Source organism: Sorangium sp. So ce385 (assembly GCF_051474135.1).
Classification (GTDB): domain Bacteria; phylum Myxococcota_A; class Polyangia; order Polyangiales; family Polyangiaceae; genus Sorangium; species Sorangium cellulosum_D.
This window is the reverse complement of record NZ_CP150337.1, coordinates 11,014,378-11,037,244: the sequence shown is the minus strand read 5'-3', so window position 1 is coordinate 11,037,244 and position 22,867 is coordinate 11,014,378. Positions and strand designations below refer to the sequence as shown.

18 protein-coding genes and 1 tRNA gene are annotated in these 22,867 nt (G+C 74.6%); 11 read left to right on the top strand and 8 right to left on the bottom strand.

Annotation, left to right across the window (positions count from 1 at the left end):
- Nucleotides 1-193: 193 nt before the first annotated feature.
- Genes WME83_RS40420 through WME83_RS40410 form a run of 3 tightly spaced genes read left to right on the top strand, consistent with a single transcriptional unit; the run spans nt 194 to nt 4,415 of the window.
- Nucleotides 194-934, top strand: coding sequence for a hypothetical protein (locus tag WME83_RS40420; RefSeq protein WP_437315047.1), 741 nt, complete (start codon nt 194-196; stop codon nt 932-934).
- Complete coding sequence (locus WME83_RS40415) at nt 931-3,102, top strand: TonB-dependent receptor plug domain-containing protein (protein WP_437315046.1); 2,172 nt, start codon at nt 931-933, stop codon at nt 3,100-3,102. The genes WME83_RS40420 and WME83_RS40415 overlap by 4 nt, the downstream gene beginning before the upstream one ends.
- Nucleotides 3,099-4,415 carry a hypothetical protein gene (locus WME83_RS40410; protein WP_437315045.1) on the top strand — a complete coding sequence of 439 codons (1,317 nt, stop codon included), beginning with the start codon at nt 3,099-3,101 and terminating at the stop codon, nt 4,413-4,415. Before WME83_RS40415 ends, WME83_RS40410 begins: the two co-directional genes overlap by 4 nt.
- Before the next feature lie 155 nt (nt 4,416-4,570).
- Here WME83_RS40410 and WME83_RS40405 read toward each other — a convergent pair.
- Together WME83_RS40405 and WME83_RS40400 are read right to left on the bottom strand one after the other, a co-directional pair.
- Nucleotides 4,571-4,643: transfer RNA gene (locus WME83_RS40405), tRNA-Ala, on the bottom strand.
- 173 nt (nt 4,644-4,816) lie between these two features.
- Nucleotides 4,817-5,986, bottom strand: a complete 1,170-nt coding sequence (locus tag WME83_RS40400) for an acyl-CoA dehydrogenase family protein (protein ID WP_437322097.1) — start codon at nt 5,984-5,986, stop codon at nt 4,817-4,819.
- A 310-nt stretch (nt 5,987-6,296) separates the two neighbouring features.
- On the opposite strand from WME83_RS40400, the gene WME83_RS40395 reads away from it, so the two are divergent.
- Genes WME83_RS40395 through WME83_RS40380 form a run of 4 tightly spaced genes read left to right on the top strand, consistent with a single transcriptional unit; the run spans nt 6,297 to nt 11,854 of the window.
- Nucleotides 6,297-7,346, top strand: coding sequence for a RimK family alpha-L-glutamate ligase (locus WME83_RS40395; protein WP_437315044.1), 1,050 nt, complete (start codon nt 6,297-6,299; stop codon nt 7,344-7,346).
- The gene (locus WME83_RS40390; RefSeq protein ID WP_437315043.1) at nt 7,343-8,098 is read left to right on the top strand and encodes an enoyl-CoA hydratase/isomerase family protein; all 756 of its coding nucleotides are present in this window, start codon (nt 7,343-7,345) and stop codon (nt 8,096-8,098) included. The genes WME83_RS40395 and WME83_RS40390 overlap by 4 nt, the downstream gene beginning before the upstream one ends.
- A 2-nt stretch (nt 8,099-8,100) precedes the next feature.
- The gene (locus WME83_RS40385; RefSeq protein WP_437315042.1) at nt 8,101-11,238 is read left to right on the top strand and encodes an AAA family ATPase; all 3,138 of its coding nucleotides are present in this window, start codon (nt 8,101-8,103) and stop codon (nt 11,236-11,238) included.
- 43 nt (nt 11,239-11,281) lie between these two features.
- The gene (locus WME83_RS40380) at nt 11,282-11,854 is read left to right on the top strand and encodes an AAA family ATPase (protein WP_437315041.1); all 573 of its coding nucleotides are present in this window, start codon (nt 11,282-11,284) and stop codon (nt 11,852-11,854) included.
- Between the two features lie 65 nt (nt 11,855-11,919).
- On the opposite strand, the gene WME83_RS40375 is transcribed toward WME83_RS40380, so the two are convergent.
- Both WME83_RS40375 and WME83_RS40370 read right to left on the bottom strand, forming a co-directional pair.
- The gene (locus WME83_RS40375) at nt 11,920-12,660 is read right to left on the bottom strand and encodes a Uma2 family endonuclease (RefSeq protein WP_437315040.1); all 741 of its coding nucleotides are present in this window, start codon (nt 12,658-12,660) and stop codon (nt 11,920-11,922) included.
- A gap of 155 nt (nt 12,661-12,815) precedes the next feature.
- Nucleotides 12,816-13,955 (bottom strand): AAA family ATPase, encoded by a 1,140-nt coding sequence (locus WME83_RS40370; protein ID WP_437315039.1) that lies wholly within the window; start codon nt 13,953-13,955, stop codon nt 12,816-12,818.
- 100 nt (nt 13,956-14,055) lie between these two features.
- On the opposite strand from WME83_RS40370, the gene WME83_RS40365 reads away from it, so the two are divergent.
- Entirely contained in the window at nt 14,056-14,733 is a 678-nt protein-coding gene (locus WME83_RS40365) for an RNA ligase family protein (protein ID WP_437315038.1), read from the top strand.
- Nucleotides 14,734-14,744: 11 nt separating this feature from the next.
- Here the strand turns inward: WME83_RS40365 and WME83_RS40360 are convergent, their stop codons facing one another.
- The 4 genes from WME83_RS40360 to WME83_RS40345 form a co-directional block, all read right to left on the bottom strand.
- Nucleotides 14,745-15,353, bottom strand: a complete 609-nt coding sequence (locus tag WME83_RS40360; protein ID WP_437315037.1) for a hypothetical protein — start codon at nt 15,351-15,353, stop codon at nt 14,745-14,747.
- A 32-nt stretch (nt 15,354-15,385) separates the two neighbouring features.
- Nucleotides 15,386-16,156, bottom strand: a complete 771-nt coding sequence (locus WME83_RS40355) for an alpha/beta fold hydrolase (protein ID WP_437315036.1) — start codon at nt 16,154-16,156, stop codon at nt 15,386-15,388.
- A gap of 51 nt (nt 16,157-16,207) precedes the next feature.
- Nucleotides 16,208-17,266: an RNA polymerase subunit sigma-70 gene (locus WME83_RS40350; protein WP_437315035.1), complete on the bottom strand. Its 1,059-nt coding sequence runs from the start codon at nt 17,264-17,266 to the stop codon at nt 16,208-16,210.
- A 112-nt stretch (nt 17,267-17,378) separates the two neighbouring features.
- The gene (locus tag WME83_RS40345) at nt 17,379-18,077 is read right to left on the bottom strand and encodes an OB-fold nucleic acid binding domain-containing protein (RefSeq protein WP_437315034.1); all 699 of its coding nucleotides are present in this window, start codon (nt 18,075-18,077) and stop codon (nt 17,379-17,381) included.
- A gap of 301 nt (nt 18,078-18,378) precedes the next feature.
- Between WME83_RS40345 and WME83_RS40340 the strand changes: the two genes are divergently transcribed.
- The 3 genes from WME83_RS40340 (at nt 18,379) to WME83_RS40330 (ending at nt 22,830) form a co-directional block, all read left to right on the top strand.
- Nucleotides 18,379-19,122 carry a hypothetical protein gene (locus tag WME83_RS40340; protein WP_437315033.1) on the top strand — a complete coding sequence of 248 codons (744 nt, stop codon included), beginning with the start codon at nt 18,379-18,381 and terminating at the stop codon, nt 19,120-19,122.
- Nucleotides 19,123-19,264: 142 nt separating this feature from the next.
- Nucleotides 19,265-20,053, top strand: a complete 789-nt coding sequence (locus WME83_RS40335) for a PhzF family phenazine biosynthesis protein (protein WP_437315032.1) — start codon at nt 19,265-19,267, stop codon at nt 20,051-20,053.
- Nucleotides 20,054-20,328: 275 nt separating this feature from the next.
- Nucleotides 20,329-22,830 (top strand): beta-glucosidase, encoded by a 2,502-nt coding sequence (locus WME83_RS40330; RefSeq protein ID WP_437315031.1) that lies wholly within the window; start codon nt 20,329-20,331, stop codon nt 22,828-22,830.
- The last annotated feature ends 37 nt before the right edge of the window (nt 22,831-22,867 follow it).

The window sequence follows — 22,867 nt, the reverse complement described above, 5'->3', positions numbered from 1 at the left end:
CGGGTTTTCTACCCTCCCGCGGGGGGCCGGGGAAGCGCGTTGACCGTCCCGGGGGCCCGTGATAGCCGCCCGTGCGGCCGAAGAGGTCCCGCTCCGGGGAGATGGGGAGACGCAGATCCTCGCGGGACCGAGGCAGGCCGGCCGCCGCCGACGTGGAGATGCCGCGGCGCGCGCTCGCTCGAACAGGTCCAGGATGTCGCTGCGTGCCCTCGTCGTCTGCCTCTGCTCCTCCGCGAGCGTCCTGTCCGGGTGCGGCGGCGCCGGCGCGCCCCCGGACGACGGGGCCGGCGAGCCCGCCGCGGCGGGCGCGGGCGGCTCGTGCCTCTCCGGCGGCCAGGGCGGCGCTCCCGGCGCGGGCGAGGCGGCGTGCGGCGGTCCGGGCGCGCGGTTCGCGACGCGCGTGGTGTCGGCCTGCTTCGGGCCGGGGCAGGGGTTCGGACAGGACCGGTACCCGGACGTCGTCCTCGGCCCGCCGAGGGGCGCCGGCTGCTGCGGCGGCTCGCTGGACGTGCTCTCGCTCGGCGACGGCGGGTCGATCGTGGTGGCGTTCGAGGGCAACGCGATCGTCGACGGGCCCGGGGCCGATTTCCTGGTGTTCGAGAACGCCTTCGCGCGCGGCGAAGAAGACGCCGCGAGCGTGTTCGCCGAGCTCGCGACGGTCGAGGTGAGCGAGGACGGCGCCGCCTGGTCGGCGTTCCCCTGCGCCGCGGATCGCTATCCGTACGACGGCTGCGCCGGATGGCACCCCGTGCACGCCAACCCCGACGAGAACGGCATCGATCCGCTCGACCCGCCGTCGGCGGGCGGCGACCCGTTCGATCTGGCCGAGATCGGGGTTCCGCTCGCGCGGTTCGTGCGGATCACCGATCGCGCCGGCACGCCCGACGTCTTCGACCTCGACGCCGTGGGCGTCGTCCACGCGCTGTGCCCGTGAGGCGCCCCTGGGCGCTCGCCTGCGCGGCGCTCGTGGCCGCCGCCGGCCTCTCGCCGCGGGCGCGGGGCCAGGAGGCGGGCGCGGGAGGCCGGGAGGGCGCGGCGGGCGGCGGCGCGCGCGAAGGCGGCGGCGCGCGCGGAGGCGGCGGCGCGCGCGGAGGCGGCGGCGCGCGCGGAGGCGGCGGCGCGCGCGAAGGCGGCGGCGCGCGCGACGAACGAGGCGACGCCGTCGCCGCGCCGGCCGCGAGCGCGCCGGCCCGGCCGCGCGGCCGGGCGCTCGAGGTGCGCGTCGAGGGGCAGCGCGCGTCCACCGTGGCCGCGCGGGATCCCACCGCGGCGTCCCACGTGATCCGCGGCGACGAGCTCCGCGCGCCGGGCGCCGCGGCGTCCGCGGTGCTGAGCCGCGTCCCCGGCCTGCAGGTCTCCCGCACGGGCGCCGCGTCGGACCTCGCGACCGCGTCCATCCGCGGCGCGAGCAGCGCCGAGACGCCGGTGTACCTCGCGGGCGTCCGGCTCAACGACGACGTGACCGGCACCGCCGATCTCTCGATGGTCCCGCTCTGGATGATCCAGCGCGTCGAGGTCTACCGGGGCAACGCGCCCGAGCACGCCGATCGCCTCGGGATCGGCGGCGCCATCTTCTTCGAGCCGTCGCTGCCGCGCGCGCCCCGCGCCTCCGTGGGGCTCGGCGCCGGCAGCTTCGGCGAGCGCGCCGCGTGGGCGTCGGCGGGCCTCGGCGACGAGCGCGCGGGCGCCATGATCGCGATCGGCCGGCGCGCCGCCGACAACGACTACCTCGTCACGGACCGCCGGACGGGGCGCGCGCTGCCCAGGCCGAACGCCGACGCCGACGCCTACGACCTCTGGAGCGTCGGCCGCTACCGCCTGCCCGGCGGCGGCAGCGTCACGGCGATCGGCAACGGCTTCGCGCGCGACCAGGGCGCGACCGGCCTCTCGGAGACGCCGGCGCGGGCCGCGCGCGCCCATGTGCAGCGCTGGCTCGGCGCGATCGCCGCGGCCGCCCCGTGCGCCGGCCCGCAGGCGGGCGGCGTCGATCGGTGCCGCCTCGAGCTCACGAGCTCGGCGATCCTCTCGAGCCAGGTCGTCCGCGATCCGCGGGGCGAGCTCGGCCTGCTGTCGCCGCTCGTCGAGAGCCGCGGCGCGCGCGGCGCCGGCCAGGCCGCCGTCCGCTACCGCCCGGCCGACGACCTCGCCGTCTCGGCCTCGGCGGCCCACGAGCGCGAGCTCATCGCCCTCGATCGTGTCGGCGGAGCGCCGCTCCGCGCCTCGCGCGCCACCTCCCGCGCGTCGGTGAGCCTCCGCTACGCCCCCATCCCCTCGCTCGAGGGCTACGCGCTCGGCGCCGTGGAGCTCCACCGGACGAGCCACGGCGGCGCCGGCGGTCCGGTCGACGCGCTCGAGCCGAGCGGCCGCCTCGGCGCCCGGCTCCGCCTCGCGGGCGGCGGCGTCTCCCTCTTCGGGAACCTCGGCCGCTACGTGCGCGTCCCCGCGCTCGGCGAGCTCCACGGCAGCTCGCCGATCGTCGTCGGCAACCCGGAGCTCGCCCCCGAGCGCGGCCTCTCGGCCGAGCTCGGCGTCCGCCTCGCCGCGGCGGCGCCGGCCGCGCGCGCCGAGATCTCCCTCGAGATCCTCGGCTTCTCGCGCTTCGCCTCGGGGCTCGTCGCGCACCGCCCCGCCTTCATCGGCGTGCTGCGGCCGTACAACGTCGCGAGCGCGCGCGTCCTCGGCCTGGAGCTCACCGCGTCCGCCTCGGCGCTCGACCACGTCCGCGCCGGCCTCGCGCTCACCGCGCTCGACCCGCGGGACACCTCGCCGGGCCGCGCGGTCGCGAACGACCTCATCCCGTACCAGGCGCGCCTCGTGGCGGCGCCGTCCCTGGAGGTGTACGCGGAGCCCGCGCGGCTCGGCGTCGACCGCGCCTCGCTCTCGGCGCGGCTCTTCTACCGCGCCTCGCGCGCCGCCGACCCCGCGGGTCTCCGGCCGCTCCCGGAGCAGGCGACGGTCGACGTGGAGCTCGCGGTCCTCGCGCTCCGGCGGGTCTCGGCGCGCTTCGCGATCGCGAACGTCTTCGCCGCGAGGACGTTCGATCTGTTCAACCTCGAGCTCCCCGGGCGGAGCTTTCACGCAGCGACGGAGGTGTGGTGGTGACGGCGTCTCGCATCGACCTGGGGCGGGGGGCGGCCCTCGGGGCCCTCTCTCGGACGATCCTCGCCGCGGGGGCGGCGCGCGCGCTGATCGGGTGCAACGCGCCGGAGCCGCCGCCGAGCACCGGCGGCACGGACGTCGTCGCGGGCCCGTGCGGGCGCGGCGCGGTCGTGGTCAGCAGCGACTACCAGTCCACGAACGTCAGCCTGGTGAGCTGGGACGGCGCGGCGCTCTCCGCGTCGATCCTCTCGTCGGGATCGAGCTCGCCCGGCCTCGCCTCGCCGCTCTCGGGGGACGTCGTGGTCCCGACGACGCCGGTCCGCGGGGATCGGCTGGTGCTGCTCGACCGGTCCGCGTCCGTGCTCACGTGGATCGACGTCCGGAGCGGCGAGCCCGCGGGGCAGCTCGCCGTCGCCACCGCGTTCCGCGCGAACCCGCAGGACTACGTCGAGGTCTCGCCGGGCAAGGCGTACGTCACGCGCCACGAGCCGAACCTCGACCCGGACGCCGCGCCGATCGACGGCGGGAGCGACGTGCTCGTCGTCGACCCCGGCGCCCGCGCGATCGTCGGCCGGATCGATCTCGCGCCCGCCCTGGCCGGGGAGGACCCGGCGTTCTACCCCCGGCCGGGCCGCGCGGTGCTCGTCGGCGACAGCGTCTACGTGCTGCTCACGGCGACCTCGCTCGACTTCGTCGCGTCGGCCGAGTCGCGCCTGGTCGAGATCGACGCGCGCAGCGACGCGATCCGGGAGGTCACGGTGCTCGAGGGGCTCCACGGGTGCGGGGGGCTGGCCGCGTCCGCCGGCGGATCGAGGCTCGCGGTCGTGTGCCCCGGGACGTTCGGCGGCGACGCCACGTCGAACGTCGGCGAGGCCGGCCTCGTCGTCCTCGCGCGCCGCGATGGGGGCCTCGTCGAGGAGGCGCGCTGGACGGCCGCCGAGCTCGGCGCGGGGACGCCCGGCTTCTCCGTCGCGTTCGCCGCCGAGGATCGCCTCCTGTTCTCGACGCTCGGCCGCGACGCGCTCAGCGAGGGGGGGCCGGTCGACGACACGCTCACGGCGGTCGAGCTCGCCGGCTCCGCGCCCGAGCGCGGCGAGCCCGAGGTCCTGCTGCGCTCGAAGGAGCTCCCGTTCTCCCTCGGCGAGGTGCGCTGCGCCGAGGCGTGCGGGCGGTGCCTCGCCGCGGATGCCGAGACCGAAGGGGGCGTCGTCCACCGCTTCGACGTCGGCGCCGACGGCCGCGCGCTCGTGCACGCGGGCGCCTTCCACGTCGATCCGCGGGTCGGCTTGCCGCCGCGTTACCTCGGCGCGTTCTGAGCGCCCCCGCGCCGGCCTGCTGCTCGGTCCGAGCCGCGGGGCGGCGCCAGGCGGCGCGCCGCGCGAGACGCGCAGCTAAAGAAGGCTCTGAAGAAGCACGCCGGCAGGCAGGCGCGGCGTGATGGACTCCCGCGGGAGTCCGTCGGTCCTATCGGTGGAGCTGAGGGGGATCGAACCCCTGACCTCATGACTGCCAGTCATGCGCTCTCCCAGCTGAGCTACAGCCCCGTTCGTTGGGAGCGGCATATCTACAGCCTCTCGCTCCGCTTGTCTCTACTTTTTTTCGTCGGCGCGTCGTTTCCGTCCGCCTTGCGTCCGCCAGGCCCGTTTCGCCGCTCCTGCGCCCCCCGGCAGGGCCGCGCGCGGTCCCCGCCGGGGGTGGCCGATCGGGCGGGCGGCCCTCAGAAGTTCATCAGCTTCGCCAGGTAGTACTTCATCGTCTCGGTCGTCCCGCCGCCGATGCGGAGGAGCCGCTGGTCGCGCCAGGCGCGCGCGATGGGGAACTCCTCGATGTAGCCCCAGCCGCCGTGGAACTGCAGGCAGGTGTCCACGACATCGTTCGCCACGTCGCCGGCCAGGATCTTCGCCATCGAGATGAGCTTCACCGTGTCGAAGCTGATCGGCACCTTCCGCACGTACCGCTCGTCGTTGTAGTGGTCGACGCACTTGTAGACGAACGCGCGCGCCGCCTCGCAGCGCGTGTACAGGTCCACGAACTTGTGCTGCCACGACTCGCGCTTGATGATCGGCTTGCCGAACGCCGTCCGCTCGCGCCCGTACTCGACCGACCTGTCGAGCGTCACGAACGAGCTCGCGATGGCGCCCACGGCGGCGACGAGCCGCTCGGTCTGGAAGTTCTGCATCAGGTACGCGAAGCCCTGGTCCGGCTCGCCGAGCAGGTAGCGCCGCGGCACCCGCACGTCCTCCAGGAAGAGCTCGGCCGTGTCCGACGACTTGTTGCCGATCTTCTTCAGCTTCTTCGCGACGTTGAAGCCGCGGAGCGCCGTCGGCACGAGGAAGAACGAGCAGCCGTGGGCCCCCTTGTCCGGCGACGTCTTCGCGAGCAGCGTCACGAAGTCGGCGCGCGTCCCGTTCGTGATGAACGTCTTCTGGCCGTTCAGCACGTAGTCGTCGCCGTCCTTGCGCGCCGTGGTCCGGATCCCGGCCACGTCGCTGCCGGCCCCGGGCTCCGAGACCCCGAGCGCCGCGATCTTGTCGCCCGCGAGCGCCGGCCGGAGGAACTCCTCGATCTGCTCCTCCGTGCCGATGTCGCTGATCACCGGCGTGGCCATGTCGCTCTGGACGAGCAGCCCCATCGAGACGCCCGCCATCGTGCAGTGCACGAGCTCCTCGGCCTTCGCCGCCGAGAACCAATAGTCGAGCCCGGCGCCGCCGTGCTCCTCCGGGAAGTGCGCGCCCAGGATCCCGAGCTCGCCGGCGCGCTTGAACACCCAGTTGGGGAAGCACTCCGACGCCTCCCACTCCTCCACGTGTGGAGCGAGCTCCTTCTCTGCGAAGGCCCGCACCGTTTTCCTGAACTGCTGATGTTCCTCCGTGAACGGCTGCCACATCGCGAACCCCTCCTCGCCGGCGGACCGAAAAAATTCGTACACGAAACATTTTCCAGCGCAAGCGCCGCGCCGCCGCGCTTCCGCCCGCGCCCGGTCCGCCGCGCCGAAATCGAGCGGCCCCCGCGCGTCGCCGCGCTGGGCCGCATGGAAAACGGGGGCCGATGGCGCGGCGCGCGACGCGGCGCGGACGGCGCGGGCGGCGCGGGCCGCGGGAGACGCCGCGCGGGCCGTTCGTAGAAGAGGCGCGAAACATGAATCGGCTCGCGCACCCATCCACGCAGTCTGCGGGCTCTGCTAGCCTCCGGGCCACATGCGATTCCTCGTCCTGTCGCGCAACGCGTCCCTCTACTCGACGAGCCGCATCGTGCTCGCGGGGCGCGCGCGTGGTCACGACGTCAGCGTCATCGATCCGCTCGATTTCCAGATCGTGGTGTCGCGCGGTCGGCCGTCGCTGCTCGTCGGTGGTTCGGCGGTGCCCCGCTTCGACATCGTGATCCCGCGCATCGGCGCCAGCATCACCAACTACGGCCTCGCCGTCGTCCGCCAGTTCGATCTCATGGGCGTCCCGGTCCTGAACGGCGCCGTCTCGATCGCGCGGAGCCGGGACAAGCTGCGGGCGCTCCAGCTGCTCACGCGCCGCAAGCTCAACGTGCCGATCACCGTCTGCGCCCGCAGCCCGGCCGGCGTCGAGGCGGCGCTCTCGCTCGTCGGCGGCTGCCCCGCGATCGTGAAGCTCCAGCAGGGCACCCAGGGCATCGGCACCATGCTCGCCGAGACGCCGCACGCCGTGCACGCGCTGCTCGAGACGTTCTGGGCCATGGGCCAGGACATCGTGCTCCAGGAGTACGTGCGCGAGTCGAAGGGGCGCGACATCCGCGTCATCGTCGTCGGCGGCCGCGTGGTCGCGTCGATGCGGCGGGTCGCGAAGCCCGGCGAGTTCCGCTCGAACCTCCACCGCGGCGGCAAGGGCGACCGGGTGAAGCTGCCGCGCGTCTACCGGAGCGTCGCGATCCGCGCCGCGAAGGCGATGGGCCTCGAGGTCGCCGGCGTCGACATGCTCGAGGCGCGCTCCGGGCCCAAGATCCTCGAGATCAACAGCTCGCCCGGGCTGGAGGGGATCGAGCGCGCGAGCGGCGTCGACGTCGCGGGCGCGATCATCAGCTACGCCGAGCGGTACGCGGCGGAGCAGCGCGGCCTCAGCCGCCGCACGCTCGAGGCGCGGATCGCCGAGGTGATCCACGACGAGCGCATGCCGCCGACGCGGCGGCTCAGCCGCGCGGCGGAGAACGGGTCTGGCGCGAGCCGCAGGAAGCCCGCGGTGCTGACGAACGGGAGGGGCGCGCGGAGGGCCGCCTCGTGACCCTCGGGGTCGAGGCGGCCGGCGATGCGGTCGTCCTGACCATCGATCGCCCCGAGTGCCGGAACGCCATCGACAGCGCCTTCGCGAGGCGCCTCGGCGAGGCGATCCGCCTCGCCTCCTCGGACCCGCGCGTGCGCGGCGTCGTGATCACCGCCGCGAGCGGCGGCGTCTTCGTGGCGGGCGGCGACATCCGCGAGCTCCACGCGCTCGCCGAGGGCGGCGCGGAGAGCGGCGACGTCCTCGCGATGTTCGAGGGCCTCTCGGCGTTCGAGGAGAGCGAGGTGCCGATCGTCGCGGCGGTGCAGGGCGACGTGCTGGGCGGCGGCTGCGAGCTGCTCCTGCTCTGCGATTTCGTCATCGTCGAGGAGCACGCCGCGCTCTCGTTCCGCCACGTCAAGATGGGCCTGTCGCCGGCGTGGGGCGGGCTGACGCGGCTCTGCGAGCGGGTGGGGCCGCTGGAGGCGTCGCGGCTGCTCCTGACGGCGGAGCGGATCGACGCCGCCGAGGCGCTCCGGATCGGCCTCGTGAGCGAGATCGTCCCGACCGGCGCGGCGCGGAGCCGCGCGATCGCGCAGGTGAACCGCATCGCCGACAGCCCGCGCACCTCGGTCGCGGCGATGAAGCGGGCGCTGTGCAAGGTGCGCGAGGCGCTGCGCGCCTCCGCGGTGGAGGTCGAGCGGCGGGCGTTCGCCGAGCAGTGGAACGGCCCCGAGCACCGCCGGGCGATGGATGCGTTCCTGAGCAAGAAGTGACCGTGGCGCCGGGCGGGGGGCGCGGAGCGGAGGACCCGGGCGGCGCCGCGCCGGCGCCGGGCGCCGAGGCAGCGGCGGGCGCCGCGCCAGCGCCGGGGGGCGAGGCAGCGCCGGGGGGCGAGGCAGCGCCGGGCGCAGCGCCAGCGCCGGGCGCAGCGCCAGCGCCGGGCGCCGAGGCCGCGCCGGGCGCCGAGGCCGCGTCGGGCGCCGAGGCCGCGCCGGAGAGCGCGCTGCCCTCGCTCGTGCCGCCGACGATCGCGCACTTCATCGGCCGCCGCCCGCACCTGCGCGCCCTGCACCGCGCCGCCGAGGCGCTCTTCCTGGAGCGGCCCACCTGCGTGCTCGTCCGCGGCGGCGCGGGCATGGGCAAGAGCGCGCTGATCCACCACTTCCTGATGGGGCTCCGCCGCGACAAGGGGCCGGTCGTCCTGCGGGGGCGCTGCGCGAGCGGGGCGACCGAGTCCTACAAGGCGTTCGGGGGCGTCATGGAGTCGCTGTGCCGCTTCCTGCGGCGCGTCTCCGCCGAGGAGGCGGAGCGGCTCCTGCCGCGCGACGTCCGCGCGCTCGTCCGGGTGTTCCCGGCGCTCTCGCGCGTGCCCGCCGTCGCGTCGGCGCCGCGCGTGAGCGAGTCGCCCGACGCGCAGGAGCTGCGGCAGCGCTGCTTCGCGGCGCTCCGGCAGCTGCTCTGGCGCATCGCCGAGCGCAGCCCGCTCGTCGTGGCGATCGAGGACCTCCAGTTCATCGACGCCGACAGCGTGGCGCTCCTGCTCGAGCTCACGCGCCCGCCCGACGCGCCCGCGATGATGTTCCTCGGCAGCTACCGCGCCGAGGACGTCGAGGCGAGCGCGCCGCTCCGCGCGCTGCTCGACGGGATGGGGGCCGCGCGCCCGGCCCCCGCGCCGACCGAGCCCGCCTCGCTCGGCCTCGAGTGGGCCCCGCCGCCGCGCCGGGACGGCGAGCTGCGCCAGATCGAGGTCGGGCCGCTCTTGCCGCTCGAGGCGGAGGAGCTCGCGCTCGCGCTCCTCTTCGCGCGCGGCGAGGGCACCCGCGCGCGGGCGGACGCCATCGCCCGCGCCTCCGGGGGTAACCCGCGGCTGCTCGGCGAGCTCGTCCTCGACGCGCAGGAGCCGGCGGGCGACATGGGGGCGCGGGGCGACGCCGCGTGGGAGCGGGCGCTCGGGGCGCGGCTCCACCGCTTGCCGGAGCACGCGCTCCGGCTGCTCGAGGTGATCGCCGTCGCCGGGGAGCCGATCGACGCGGCGGTCGCCGCGCGCGCGGCGAAAGTCGACGGCGAGGAGCGCGCGCCGGCGATGGCGCTCCTCCGCGCCGAGGATCTGATCGTCGCGCGGCCCGCCGGCGAGGGCGAGCTCGTCGAGGCGTCGCACGACCTCGTGCGCGCGTCCGTGGTCGGCCGGCTCGGTCCGGAGCAGCTCGCGGCGCGGCACCGGCGGCTCGCGCGGGCGCTCGAGGCGCTCGGGACGGCGGACGCCGAGACGCTGTCGCGGCACTGGCTCGGCGCGGGCGACGGGGCGCGCGCGGGGCAGCTCGCGGCGGTCGCGGCCGAGCAGGCGGCCGAGGCGCTCGCGTTCGAGCGCGCGGCGCGGCTCTACGAGCTCGCGCTCGACCTGCTCCCGCGCGGCGCGGCCGTCCCGGAGGCGGAGCGGCGCGCGCTCGAGGTGCGGTGCGCCGACGCCCTCGTCGACGCGGGCAAGGGCGCGGAGGCGGCGAGGCTCTACGCGGCGGCGGCGGAGGGGGACGACGGCGCGCGGTCGCTCGATCTCCGCCGCCGCGCCGCGGAGCAGTACCTGCGGAGCGGGCACATCGACGAGGGGCTGGAGCACGTGCGCGCCGTGCTGGCGGCGGTCGGCCTGTCGTTCCCGGAGACGCCGCGGCGCGCGCTCGTCGCGCTGCTCCTGCACCGGGCGGAGCTGCGCCTCCGGGGCCTGCGGTTCCGCGAGCGGCCCGAGGCGGAGGTGCGCCCGGAGGACCTGGCGCGCATCGACGCCTGCTGGACGGTGACGGTGGGCCTGTCGGCGGTCGACATGGTCCGCTCCGCCGAGTTCTCGGCGCGCGCCCTGCTGCTCGCGCTGCGCGCCGGCGAGCCGTACCGCATCGGCCGCGCGCTCGCGTTCGAGGCGTCGTCCGCGTGCATGATCGGGTCGCCGGGCCGGGCGCGCGCGGAGGAGCTCGTCGCCGCGGTGCGCGCGCTCGCGGAGCGGCTCGACAGCCCGCACCTCCTCGGCCTGTCGATGATGGTGTCGGGCATGCTCGAGGCGTTCACGGCGGGCCGCTGGCGGGCGGCGTCCGACTGGTACGAGCGGGCGGACGAGATGTTGCGCGACCGGTGCGCCGGCGTCGCCTGGGAGCTCGCGACGACGCAGCTGATGACGTCGTGGATGCGGTACTACCGTGGGCAGATCGACGCGCTCGCGCGGACCATGCCGGCGGTGCTCCGGGGGGCGGAGCAGCGGGGCGATCGCTATGCGGCGGCGATCTTCGGCGCGCAGGCGGCGTGGGTCTCGCTCGCGTCGGACGACGTGGCGGCGGCGCGCAGCGCGGTCGCGGGGGCGCTGTCGCGGTGGACGGCGTCGGGGTTCCACCTCGAGCATTTCGTGGGGCTGCTCGGCGAGACCTACGTCGACCGCTACGCCGGCCGCGCCGGCGCGGCGCTGAGGCGGCTCGCGGAGGCGTGGCCGAAGATCGAGGGCTCGATGCTGCTGATGATGCAGAACAGCCGGGTGATGGCGCACGTGGAGCGCGCGAGCACGGCGCTGGCCGCGGCCGAGGGCGCGACCGATCCCGAGCCGTTGATCCAGGCGGCGCTGCGGGACGCGGCCGCGCTCGCCCGGGAGAGGACGGCGTGGTCCGACCCGTTCGTGCCGCTCCTCCGGGCGGGCGCGGCGGAGCTGCGCGGCGAGCGGGACGAGGCGATCGCGCAGCTGGAGGCGGCGGCGGCGGGGTTCGACGCCGCGGACATGCCGATCTACGCCGCGGCGGCCCGGCGTCAGGCGGGCGAGCTGCTCGGCGGCGAGAAGGGGCTGCAGCGGATCCTTGTGGCGGACGCGGTGATGGCGCGGGAGCGGATCAAGAGCCCGGCGCGGTGGACGGCGATGCTGGCGCCTGGGTTCGGGCGGAGGTAGCGGAGGGGAGCGCCGGGGGGTCGAGGAGGAAGGATCGTCCGTCATGACCGCGCGAGGGAGCCTGCTGGAGTCTCCGGCCATCGTCCTGATCACGGGGCTCATGGCCGCTGGAAAGTCGACGGTCGCTCAGCGGCTGGCCGAGCGGCTGCCGAGGAGCGTGCATCTGCGGGGCGACGTGTTTCGTCGCATGATCGTCGGTGGCCGCGCCGAGCTGGGTTTCGAGCTCTCCGAGGAGGCCGAGCGGCAGCTGCGGCTCCGGTACCGCATCGCGGCGGCGGCGGCCGACCTGTATCTCGAGGCCGGGTTCACCGTCGTCCACCAGGACATCATCCTGGGCGCTGGGCTCGCCGAGGTGGTGCGGTGCTACGCGCATCGTCCTCTGCACGTGGTGGTCCTCTGCCCGCGTCCCGCCGTGGTCGCGGCGCGGGAGGCGGGCCGAGCGAAGCGCGGGTATCAGGACACCTCGGCGGTCCTCGATTTCGACCGCGTATTGCGCGAGGAGACGCCGCGGCTGGGCCTGTGGCTGGACACATCGGATTTCACGGTCGAGCAGACGGTGGACGAGATCCTGGGGCGCCTGGGGGATGCGCGCGTGGGCGGTGAGGGCAGCGCGTAGGGCTGCGGACGGGGTGGACCGGGAGGGCGCGGGGGCGCCGTGGGGGCAGAGAGGGGCTCGTCGCTTCAGTCCGAGCCGCTGCCCGGTAGCGGCCCGAAGCGCTTTTCGTACTCCGCGAGCCGGGCGGCGAGCCGCTTCGCCTCGTCGCTGGCGGCGCGGGCCTGCTCTTCGGCGGCGCGGGCCTGCTCTTCGGCGGTCGGCAGCACGCGCCCCTGGGCATCGAGCCAGCGCAGCCAGTCGGCCTCGCGGCCGAGGTAGGTGCCACGGCGTACGCCGAGTCGCAGGCCGAGGCAGGCGCTCACGACGTCGCCGTTCGCCTCGGGCGGCACCGGCACGTAGGACCGCGTGGCCCGATCGAGCGCATAGGCCTCGAGCGCGCCCGAGAACGGATCGAACAGGTAATACTCCGGCACATGCAGGAGCTTCGCGTAGACGCGCATCTTTTCGCCGCGATCGACGGCTTCGGTGCTCTCGGAGAGCAGCTCGATCACCACGTCGGGCGTCCTCCCGTCCTCCTGCCAGACGACCCATGACTTGCGCTCGCGCCGGTTGGTGTCGAGCACGACGAACACGTCGGGGCCTCGGAAGTCGTTCTTCTTCGCCTGCAGCTCGCTGAAGTAGATGGCCATGTTGCCGGCGACGTACACGTCGTCGCGGTCGTGCCAGAAGAGCTTCAGCACCTCGATGAGCATGTCCATCTGTGCGCGGTGGCGCTCGGACTCCATCGGCTCTCCATCGTCGTACGGGAGCTCGTCCTCGCCGGGCGGGGGAATCGGGACGGGGGAGTTCTCGCTCTGGAAGGGCATACGTCGCTCCGGACCGCAGCTTACCGCGTCGCGCCTGCGAGCGCAGCCGGCCGGCCCGGGCGGGGCGCTCCGCCCGGCGCCGTCCAGCCGTCGCCCCGGCGCGGCGAACACCCTCTCCGGGGGCCGGTCAGCTCGGGATTGGCTCCCCCGCGCGCCTACCCCTCTCCGCGCACCGCCAGCACGACCTCGTGCGCCTCCGTCTTCCCCGGGATCTCCCACCGCTCGATCATCCGCCGGATCGCCGCCTCCGGCACCGCCGCCTCCCGCGCCCGGTTCTGCGCGAACAGCACCGCGCGAGGCACCTCCACGTAGACCACGCGGATCCTCGCCCCGTAGTCCGCCGCCATCTGCAGCACGGGCCCGCGCCGCTGCCGCGACAGGTTCGTCGCGTTCCACACGAACCGCTCCCCGCGCCGGAGGTGCTCCTTCGCCCGCTCGCGCGCCGCCTGGACCACCTGTCCCTGGCTATCGGTCGGGTCGATCTCCAGCTCGCTCCGCAGCGCGTCCAGCGAGACGACCGGCCAGTCGGCGAAGTGGTTGCGGACATAGGTGTCCTTCCCGGCGCCCGGCAGCCCGCTCATCACCACGACCTCGGCGCGCGTGTCGTCATAGACCTCCACGTCCGGGTGGCGCCCGCCCGCAGGATCGGAGCGGAAATACACAAAGCGTGTGTGATCCGACGCGAAGGCGCGCGGCTCCCGGTAACACCCCTCCTCGCGGCAGAGCTCGCGGAAGAGCTCGATGTTGTCGACAATGCGCCCCATGTCCGCGCAGACGCGCCCCCGGATGTCGGCCTCGGCCACGAGCGCGAGCAGATCGCAGCGCGCCTGGAGGCTGATCTCGGCGGCCATGCGCTGCGCGTCGCCCCGCTCGATGAGGTAGAACGGGATCTGGTGGTAGCGCACGAGCGCGCACACGTGCTCGCGCAGCGCGAACGGCGCGCCGAGCTCCCAGAGCAGGCGGCGCGCGAGCAGCTCCCCCGCGCGCGAGTGGCCCTTGGCCGTGATCCGACCTTCCTCCTCGCGCGTGGTCGCCGGCTTCGCCACGTCGTGGAGCAGGCACGCCAGGTACACCACGCGCTGCTCCTCCGGCGGCAGCGCTCGCCACTCGGGCAGCCCGAGGAGCGTCTCCAGCACCATGCGGGTGTGAATCCAGACGTTGCCCTCGGCGTGGTGGATCGGGTCCTGCGGGCAGCCCTCGAGCGCGCGGATCCAGTCGAAGACCTGGAGCTCGTCCCAGGGGACACGCTCCGGATCGGGCGTGAGGAGATCGAGGAGCGAGGACGCAGCGGACATGGTGGAGCACCCCCTGGCGAGCGCGCGCTGACGCAGGCACGCACGGCGCCAGGACCGTAGCATGTCCGCGCCGGGCGGCCGGTGCTACCCTGGCGCTCCCATGTCCGCCAAATACCCGCGCTCGTTCCACCTTCCGTGGTCGCCGGGCGGCACGTCCGACGACAAGAGGATGGCCGACGTGTCGGGGCTGCTCGGCGTGGAGATCGTCATCACCGAGAAGTGCGACGGGAGCAACCTCACGTACACGCGAAAGAGCGTCTTCTCGCGCTCGCACTCGGGCCCTCCGTCTCACCCGAGCTTCGATCTCGCGAAGGCCACCCACGCGCGCATCGCTCACCTGCTCTCGGAGGGCACGTCGGTCTTCTGCGAGTATTGCTATGCGGTCCACTCCATCGAATACGAGGCGCTGCCGGGCTATTCGCTGGTCTTCGGCGTGCGCGACGACGCGCGGGGGCTCTTCTGGGATTGGGACATGGTCGTGGCCCAGGCGAACGACCTGGGGCTCCCCACGGTGCCTGTCCTGTTCCGGGGCCGCGTCGAGGGCGAGCGCGAGCTCGAGGCGCTGACGAGCGCGCTGGCGCGTGAGCCATCGGCGTTCGGCGGCCCGCGCGAGGGGGTGGTGGTGCGGGTCGCGGGCGAGTTCCCGGACGCGGCGTTCCAGCGGTGCCTCGCCAAGTGGGTGCGGCGCGGGCACGTGCAGACGGACGAGCACTGGATGCACCAGGAGATCCGGCCGCAGCGGCTCGCGGCAGCGCCCGCGGAAGGACCGCCGCCCTGAGGCCGGCGCGGCTACCGCCGTGAGGCCAGCGCCGCGAGCCGCGCGCAGAGCCCCTCGCGGAGCGGGCCGTAGGTCGCGCGGTACGGCTCCCAGTCGAGGCGCTCGTCCCCGAGGATCTCGCGCCAGTACGGGTTCGCGGCGCCGTAGTCGCGGATGGCGCCGGTCTCGGCGATCTGCACGGCGAAGAGCGGCACCCGGAGCGCGTGGAAGAGCTTCTTCTTCGAGGCCTCGGGCTCCTCGTCGAAGCGGGCGCCGGCCTTCTTGAAGTCGGACGCGGAGCGGCTCGCGGCCGACGCGGCGAGCTTCTTCCGGTCGAGCTTGAACGGGAAGGGCGGCCTCGCCTCCTTGAGCCGGTGCTCGGGCGGGAGGAACAGGCACTCCAGCGCGAAGACGCTGTGCTCGGCGATGGCGTCGCGGAAGGTGTCGAGGCCGTGGACGACCACGTTGACGCCGGGCGCGAACGCGAGGTCCTGCTTCGCGTCGCGCCGCGCGAGGACGGCGACGAAGTCCTCGTCGGACGCCGCGGTCGCGGTGCCGTACACGCGCGATCCGGTGCGGAACACGCTGTGGACCTCGCCGTCGTCGCGGCCGAGGACCCGGAGCACGGTCGAGAGGCTCATGGCCGAGGCGTCGCTCACTACCCCGCGGACGCTCAGCCGTCGAGGAAGCGCTCCAGCACCGGCCCGAGCAAGGCGGGCTCGATGTGGTGCGTGGCGCCCGCGATCGTCTCCGCCCGTCCGCCGGGCAGCCGCGCGGCGAGCGTCTCGGCGACCTGGCGCATGACCGGCGCGCTCGCATCGCCGGCGATCGCCAGCGTCGGCTGGCGGACCTCCGCGAGCGCGGCGGTGATGCGCCCGTCGGCGACGATCGTCGCGTCGTAGACCAGGGTGTGCGCCATCGCCTCCAGCGCGGGGCGGAACGGGGCGTGCCTGAGCTGGGCCACGACCTCGTCGGGGATCCCGACCATGCGCCGCTGGAAGTACTCCACGGCGTCGCCGCGACGCCCGGCCGCGACCAGCGACGCCAGCGCCTGCACGTGCTCTGTGGGCTGGGCGGGCGGCCCCCCGGCGGGCGGCGCCTCGTAGAGCGCAAGCCGCGTGATGGCCAGGCCGCGCGCCGCGGCGCCGAGCGCGAGCAGCGCGCCGGAGGAGTAGCCGAAGACGGCCGCGGCGCCGCCCGCGGCCCGGATCACCGCGTCCAGGTCCTCGATCTCACGGTCGATCGCGTACGTCGCCGCGTCGCCGCTGTCGCCGCGCCCGCGGCGATCGTAGGCGAGCACGGTGAACCGCCGCGCCAGGTACGCCGACAGCGGCGCGCCCGTCGTCCGGTCGTTGAACGCGCCCATCACCAGGATCACCGGCGCCCCCTGCCCGGTCTGGTCGAACGCGATGGTGGTGCCGTCCCTGGAGGTCGTTTTCTTCATCTCGGGTCTCCTTTTGGTGGTCCTGCCGCGTAGACCCGAGGCGGCGAAAAACTAATCGGTGAGGCTCGCCGGCAGCCGGAACCCGGCGCACAGCTCGGGCGAAAACGTCATGATCTCCGCGATCTGGCCGTCAGAGACGCGCAGCACGTGGACGCCCGACAGCCGGAACTCCGACTCGCCCGGCGGGCGCAGGTAGGCCGCCGCCGCCGGCTGTCGGTTGGCGCCGACCGGCACCATCCTGAACGCGCGCCCCTTCCAGCGGGGCGGGAACAGCGCGAGCAGGTTGGCGATCGCCGCGCGGCCGTCGAACCAGAGCGGCGCGGGCGGCATCGCCCAGCGCGCGTCCTCGCGCAGGAGCCGGGTCAGCTCGGCGGTGTCCCCGTGCTCCCACGCGTCCATGAACACCTTGAGGGCGGCGCGCTCGAGCTCCGTGGCCGGCGCGACGGCGGACGCGTCCGGCGCCCCGGCGGGGAGGCGCTCGCGCAATGTCGAGCGCGCTCGCTGGAGCGCGCTGGTCACCGACGGCACGGTCAGCTCGAGCAGGTCCGCGATCTCGGCCGCCGACCAGCCCACCACCTCGGACAGGACGAGCGCGGCGCGCTGGCGCGGCGGCAGGTGCTGCAGCGCGGCCAGGAACGCCAGCGCGAGGGTCTCGCGCGCCTCCACCGCGGCGTCGGGCGGCGGCCCGCTGTCGAGCAGGTCGTCCGGGAACGGCTGGAGCCACGGGACCTCCGGCGCCCACGGCGGCGCGGAGCGCGCCTCGGACGGCGGGGTGGCGGCGGTGACCGGCGGCGCCACGTCCTGCGGCACGACCCGCTGAGGGGCGCGCTCCAGCGCGTTCAGGCAGGCGTTGGTGGCGATGCGGTAGAGCCAGGTGCGGAACAGCGATCGCCCCTCGAACCCCTCGCGGCCGCGCCAGGCGCGGAGCAGGACCTCCTGCACCATGTCCTCGGCCTCGTCGAAGGAGCCGAGCATGCGATAACAGTGCGCGCGGAGCCGACGGCGGTAGCGCTCGCTCAGCGCGGCGAACGCCGCGTGGTCTCCGGCGCGCGCCGCGGCCAGGACGGCCGCCTCCTCGTCTTTGCCAGCGTCCTCCGGCCTTCTCGTCACGTCCGTCGACGCGTTCGACAAAGAACGCCCCTTTCGGCAACAACGAGATCTTCGGCGAGATCCGAGCTGCCCTGAGGGGCGGAGTTCGCGCTCGACACGCCGTCGCGCCCGCTCATTGCTCCACGAGCACGAGATCTCCTGCCCGGCGCGGCGCGACCTCGTAGGTCTCCTCGTACTGCGCGGCGAGGCCGGTCACCTCGATGGCCAGGCCGACCTCGAGCGACGTCGTGTCGATGACGGGCTCGCCGTCCACGACATGCACGAAGACCTGGATCTCGCCCGAGCCGTCGTCGATGTACACCTGGAAGCCGTAGGGCTGGTCGTCCTCCACGGCCGTGGTCACGCTACCCTTCACGCGGACCAGCAGCCCCTCGACGGGCTCTCCGACGTCGCCGGTCTTCACGTCCGTCGGCGCGATGGATTCGGTCCCATCGAGCACCGTGACCGAGGCCGCCGCGGCGTTGAGCACCGTCTGCTGGGCCGTCTGCCCGAGCTGCCCCGTGACGCGCACCCGGGCATCGAGGCCGAAATCGAGCGCGTCCGGCAGGCTCACGTAGATCCCCCCGGTGGCGTCCTGGAGGGCGAAGCCCTGCTCGCTGGTCGCCGAGCTGAAGGTGCCGGGCGCGACCGTGGCGAAACCCTCGACCGTCGCCGTCGAGCCCTCGGTCAGGGCGCGGGCTTGGGCGACGGTGACCACGGCCTCCTCGTCCGGAGCGGGGGACTCGTCTCCGCCGGAGCTGCAGGCCGTCGTCGCGAGGAGGCTTGTGACGGCGATCGAGGCGAGAGCGCGGCTCGTCAGGTGTCGACGCATTCCCAGCTTCCTACTGTCGCTGCGCTCAGGGGACAAGACATCCCCCATCGATGACGTACCTACACGTTCAATGGCTTACCTATGCATCTGCACCGTCAGCCCGAGCAGCTGACCGATCCCATCGCGGACGCCCGAGCCGCCGTGTCGTCCCCGAGGGCGACGGCGTGGTTGGCAGGCTCGGCAGCCGTGGCGGCCTCTCCCGTCCTCGTCCGGCGTACGCGAGCGCGTGCTCCTGCGGGTTTCTCGGGTCCCGCCTCCCGAGGCCTCGACGTCCTTCGCGCGCGGCACGAGAATCACCCCAGTGAGCCGCCTTGCCGTCTTCTGGCTTTCTCTCGCCGTCCTCGCCGCCGGATGCCATCCCGGCGGCGGATCGCGCAACGACGACGGGCTCCCGGCCCGCCTGGCGCGCGGCTGTCGGAGCGAGCCCGACTGCCTCGTGCTGGAGCTCGAAGCGCGGGACCGCGTCGACCGGTGCGCGTCGTTCTGCGAGGGCGCCGAGGCCGATCTGCGGGCCGCGAGCGCCCTCGTCGCCCGGTACCGGCAGGAGCGCGAGGCGCGCCAGGCGCGGATCGAGGCGCAGCGGCAGGCCGACGAGGCCGCGGAGGCCGAGCGCCGCCGCGCCGAGCTCGAGGCCGCCGAGGAGGCGCGCCGGCGAGACGAGGCGGCCCACGCGGCCGAGCTCGATCTCGCCGCGGGCGAGCTCGCCTGCGCCCAGCAGGGCGACGCCGCGGCCTGCGACGCCCTCCTCCGCTACCTCGCCGGCGCCGCCCCGCGCGACGAGCGCGCGGCCCAGGTGCGCGCGTCGCTCGTGAAGGGCCGGCGACTGATCGCCGAGCGCGAGGCTGCGAGGGCCGCCGAGGAGCAGCGCGAGGCCGAAGGCGCGCCCGCCCCGGCGCGACCGGGCGGCGGGCGAGCTGCGCCGGCGCGACCGCGGCCGGCGTCCGAGGGCCGCGTCTGCTGCTGCGACGGCACGCTGTCGCCGACCTGCACCTACGTGAAGCGGGGTTGCTGCTCCCACCACGGCGGCGTCTGCGCGTGCCCGTAGTCGCGGGTCAGACATCCTTCCGCACGTCGATGGAACCGCTAGGACATGGCTGGAGACGCGCGCCCAGGCAATGTAGGGCATTGCGCTCGGTGTCCACATTGTCATGGCCTTCGCGCTGATTTGAATTTGCAGCAACACATCTATGAACATCATACCGATCTACCAGGTGGATGCTTTCACGAGCCGTCTGTTCGCGGGAAACCCGGCTGCGGTGATGCTGTTGGATCACTTTTGGGATGATGCGCTGTTGCGGAACATCGCGGCCGAAAACAACCTGGCCGAGACGGCGTTTCTGGTCCCTGACGGGGAGCGTTATCGCTTGCGCTGGTTCACGCCGACGACGGAGGTGCCGCTTTGCGGCCATGCGACCCTGGCGAGCGCGGCGGTCGTCATGGAGCGCCTGGAGCCCGGCCGCACCGAGGTGATCTTCGAATCGGCCAGCGGACCTTTGACGGTGCGGCGGACGCAGACCGGTTATGTCATGAATTTCCCGTCTCGACAGCCTGTTCCGACGACGCCGCCGCCCAACCTGGCCGAGGCGCTCGGCGATGTTCCGGTGGAGGTGCTCACCGATACATTCAATTACATCGCGGTATTGGAGGATGCGCAGGCCGTGCGCGCGCTGTCGCCGGACATCGCTGCGATTGCGCGCATGGACCGCGCAGGGGTCGTGGTGACCGCGCCGGGAGACGCGTCGTACGATTTCGTCAGCCGCTACTTCGCGCCGGCCAAGGGGATCCCGGAAGATCCCGTCACAGGCGGCGCACATTGTGCGCTGACGCCGTATTGGGCGGCGCGGCTGAACAAGACGGCATTGTTCGCGTTCCAGGCTTCCAGGCGCGGCGGAGAGCTCGTCTGCCGGCTGGTCGATGGTCGCGTCGAGCTGGAGGGCGCGTGTATCTTTTATCTCGAAGGCAAGGTGGCGATCTGAAACCCATCACGCGCCGTTGAGCTCTCTCACCGGACCCCGGGCCGGCCATCCTGACCTATGGAATCAGGCGCGCCGCTCGCACCCCGGCGGCATCCGCCCCCCAGCCCCCCGCGCGCCCCGCGGCGGGCTCTGCGCCTGCCCGCGCGTGCCCGCCAACACGCGCGATCGAGGCTCTCCTGTGCACCTGGTGTTTCCTTGATGTTCTACGTACCGTTCTGGCGCGCCGCCGCGGGGCGGCGTCTCCGCGCTTCGCCTCTGCGCTCCCAGGAGGGTCCATGGCCGTCGCCGACTCGCAGTCCGCTCATCCCCAGAAGACCGATCATTCTCCCGAGGCCGTCGAGCGGCGGGTGGCGGACGCCCTCGCCGCGCTGTCGCTCGAGCAGAAGGTCCGCCTGCTGACCGGCGCCGACTTCTGGAGCACCTACCCCGAGCCCGCCATCGGCCTGCGCCGCATCGTCGTCTCGGACGGCCCGGTCGGCGTGCGCGGCGAGCACTGGGACGAGCGCGACCCCTCGGTGAGCCTCCCCTCCGCCACCGCCCTCGCCGCCACCTGGGACGAGGCCCTGATCGAGCGCCTCGGCGCCCTCCTCGCGTCCGAGGCGCGGCGCAAGGGCGTCGACGTCGTCCTGGGGCCGACCGTCAACCTGCACCGCAGCCCGCTCGGCGGCAGGCACTTCGAGTGCTTCTCCGAGGATCCGCTGCTCACCGGCCGGATCGGCGCGGCCTACGTCCGCGGGCTGCAGGCCCACGGCGTCGGCGCCACCCCCAAGCACTACGTCGCCAACGACTCCGAGACCGAGCGGTTCACCGTCGACGTCCGCGTCGATCAGCGCACGCTGCGCGAGCTCTACCTCGCGCCGTTCGAGCGGATGATCGCCGGCGCGCGCGCGTGGCTCGTGATGGCCTCGTACAACGCGGTCAACGGACCGACCATGACCGAGAACGCCCTGCTCGATTCGCCGCTCAAGGACGAGTGGGGCTTCGACGGCGTCGTGGTCTCGGACTGGTTCGCGACCCGCTCCACCGAGGCCGCGGGCCGCGCGGCCATGGACCTCGCCATGCCAGGCCCGGAAGGGCCGTGGGGTCAGGCGCTCGTCGCCGCCGTCCGGAGCGGCGCCGTGCCCGAGCAGGCCGTCGACGACAAGGTCCGCCGCCTGCTCCGGCTCGCCGCCCGGGTCGGCGCCCTCGAGGGCGTCGCGCCGGCCGCCCCCGCGCCGGCCCAGCTCCCCGCCGCCGACGCCGCCCGCCTCGCCCGCGAGACCGCCGCGGCCGGCATGGTGCTCGCGCGCAACCACGGCGACGCGCTCCCCCTCGACGCGGCCAGCCTGCGGCGCGTCGCCGTGATCGGCCCGAACGCCGCCGAGGGGCGGATCCAGGGCGGCGGCAGCGCCAGCGTGCACCCGCACTACGCGGTCTCGCCGCTCGACGGGCTGCGCGCCGCGCTCGGCCAGCGCGCCGAGGTGCTCCACGCCGTCGGCGCCCGCATCCACGAAGGCCTCGTGCCCGTCGCCGGAGACCAGGTGGTCGACCCCGCGACCGGCGAGAACGGCGTGCGCGTGCGGCTCCTCGACGCGCAGGGCAACGTCGTGCACGAGGAGCATCGCGGCGTGGGGCGCCTCACGTTCATCGGGGACGAGCGCGCGAAGCGGGCCGCATTCATCGAGGTGACGGCGCGGTTCCGCGCCGCCGAGGCCGGCCGCTACCGGATCGGCGTGGCCGGGGTGGGCGCCTACCGCCTCACCGGCGGCGGGCAGGTCCTCCTCGACGAGGCGATCGCGCCGGACAAGGACGACCTCGCCGCGGCCCTGCTCGCCCCGCCGCACCGGGCGGCCGAGCTGACCTTCGCCGCCGGCCAGGAGCTCGACCTCGCCCTCACGCACTCGGTCCAGCCGGGCGCGGTCGCGGTGGCGTTCTCCCTCGGCGTCGAGGTCCCCGCGCCGTCCGACGACGAGGAGTTCGCGCGCGCCGTGGAGCTCGCGCGCTCGTCCGACGTGGCGATCGTGGTCGTCGGCACCACCGAGGCGATCGAGAGCGAGGGCTTCGACCGGAGCGCGCTCGGGCTCCCCGGCCGCCAGGACGCGCTGGTCAGCGCCGTCGCGGCGGTGAACCCGCGGACCATCGTGCTCGTGAACTCGGGCGGGCCGGTGACCCTGCCCTGGCGCGACGAGGTGGCCGCGGTGCTCCTCACGTGGTTCCCGGGCCAGGAGTTCGGGAGCGCCGTCGCCGACGTGCTGCTCGGCGCCGTGGAGCCCGGCGGCCGCCTGCCCACGACGTGGCCGGCGCGCCAGGAGGACGTGCCCGTGCTGTCGACGAAGCCCGAGCACGGCAAGCTGATCTACGCCGAGGGGCTGAACATCGGGTACCGGGCCTGGGCCCGCGCCGGCGTCACCCCGGCCTACCCGTTCGGGCACGGCCTCGGCTACACGCGCTGGGAGATCCTCGGGATCGACGCGCCGGCGAGCGTCGCCGCGGGCGAGGCGGTCGAGGCGCGGGTGCAGGTGCGCAACGTCGGGCCCCGCCGCGGTCGCCACGTGGTCCAGCTCTACCTGTCGCGGCCGGGCTCCGAGGTCGAGCGCCCCGTGCTCTGGCTGGCCGGCTTCGCCGCCGTCGAGGCCGAGCCCGATCAGACGGTCGAGGTCGCCGTCACCGTCGAGCCGCGGGCCTTCGCGCACTGGGCGGCGGGCCGCTGGCAGGTCGAGCCCGGCGTGTTCACGCTGCACGCGGGGCACTCGGCCACCGCCCTGACGCGGCAGACCGCGGTGAACGTGGACGCCTGAGCGCGCGCCGCCCGGCGCCGGGGGGGGCGCACCCGGC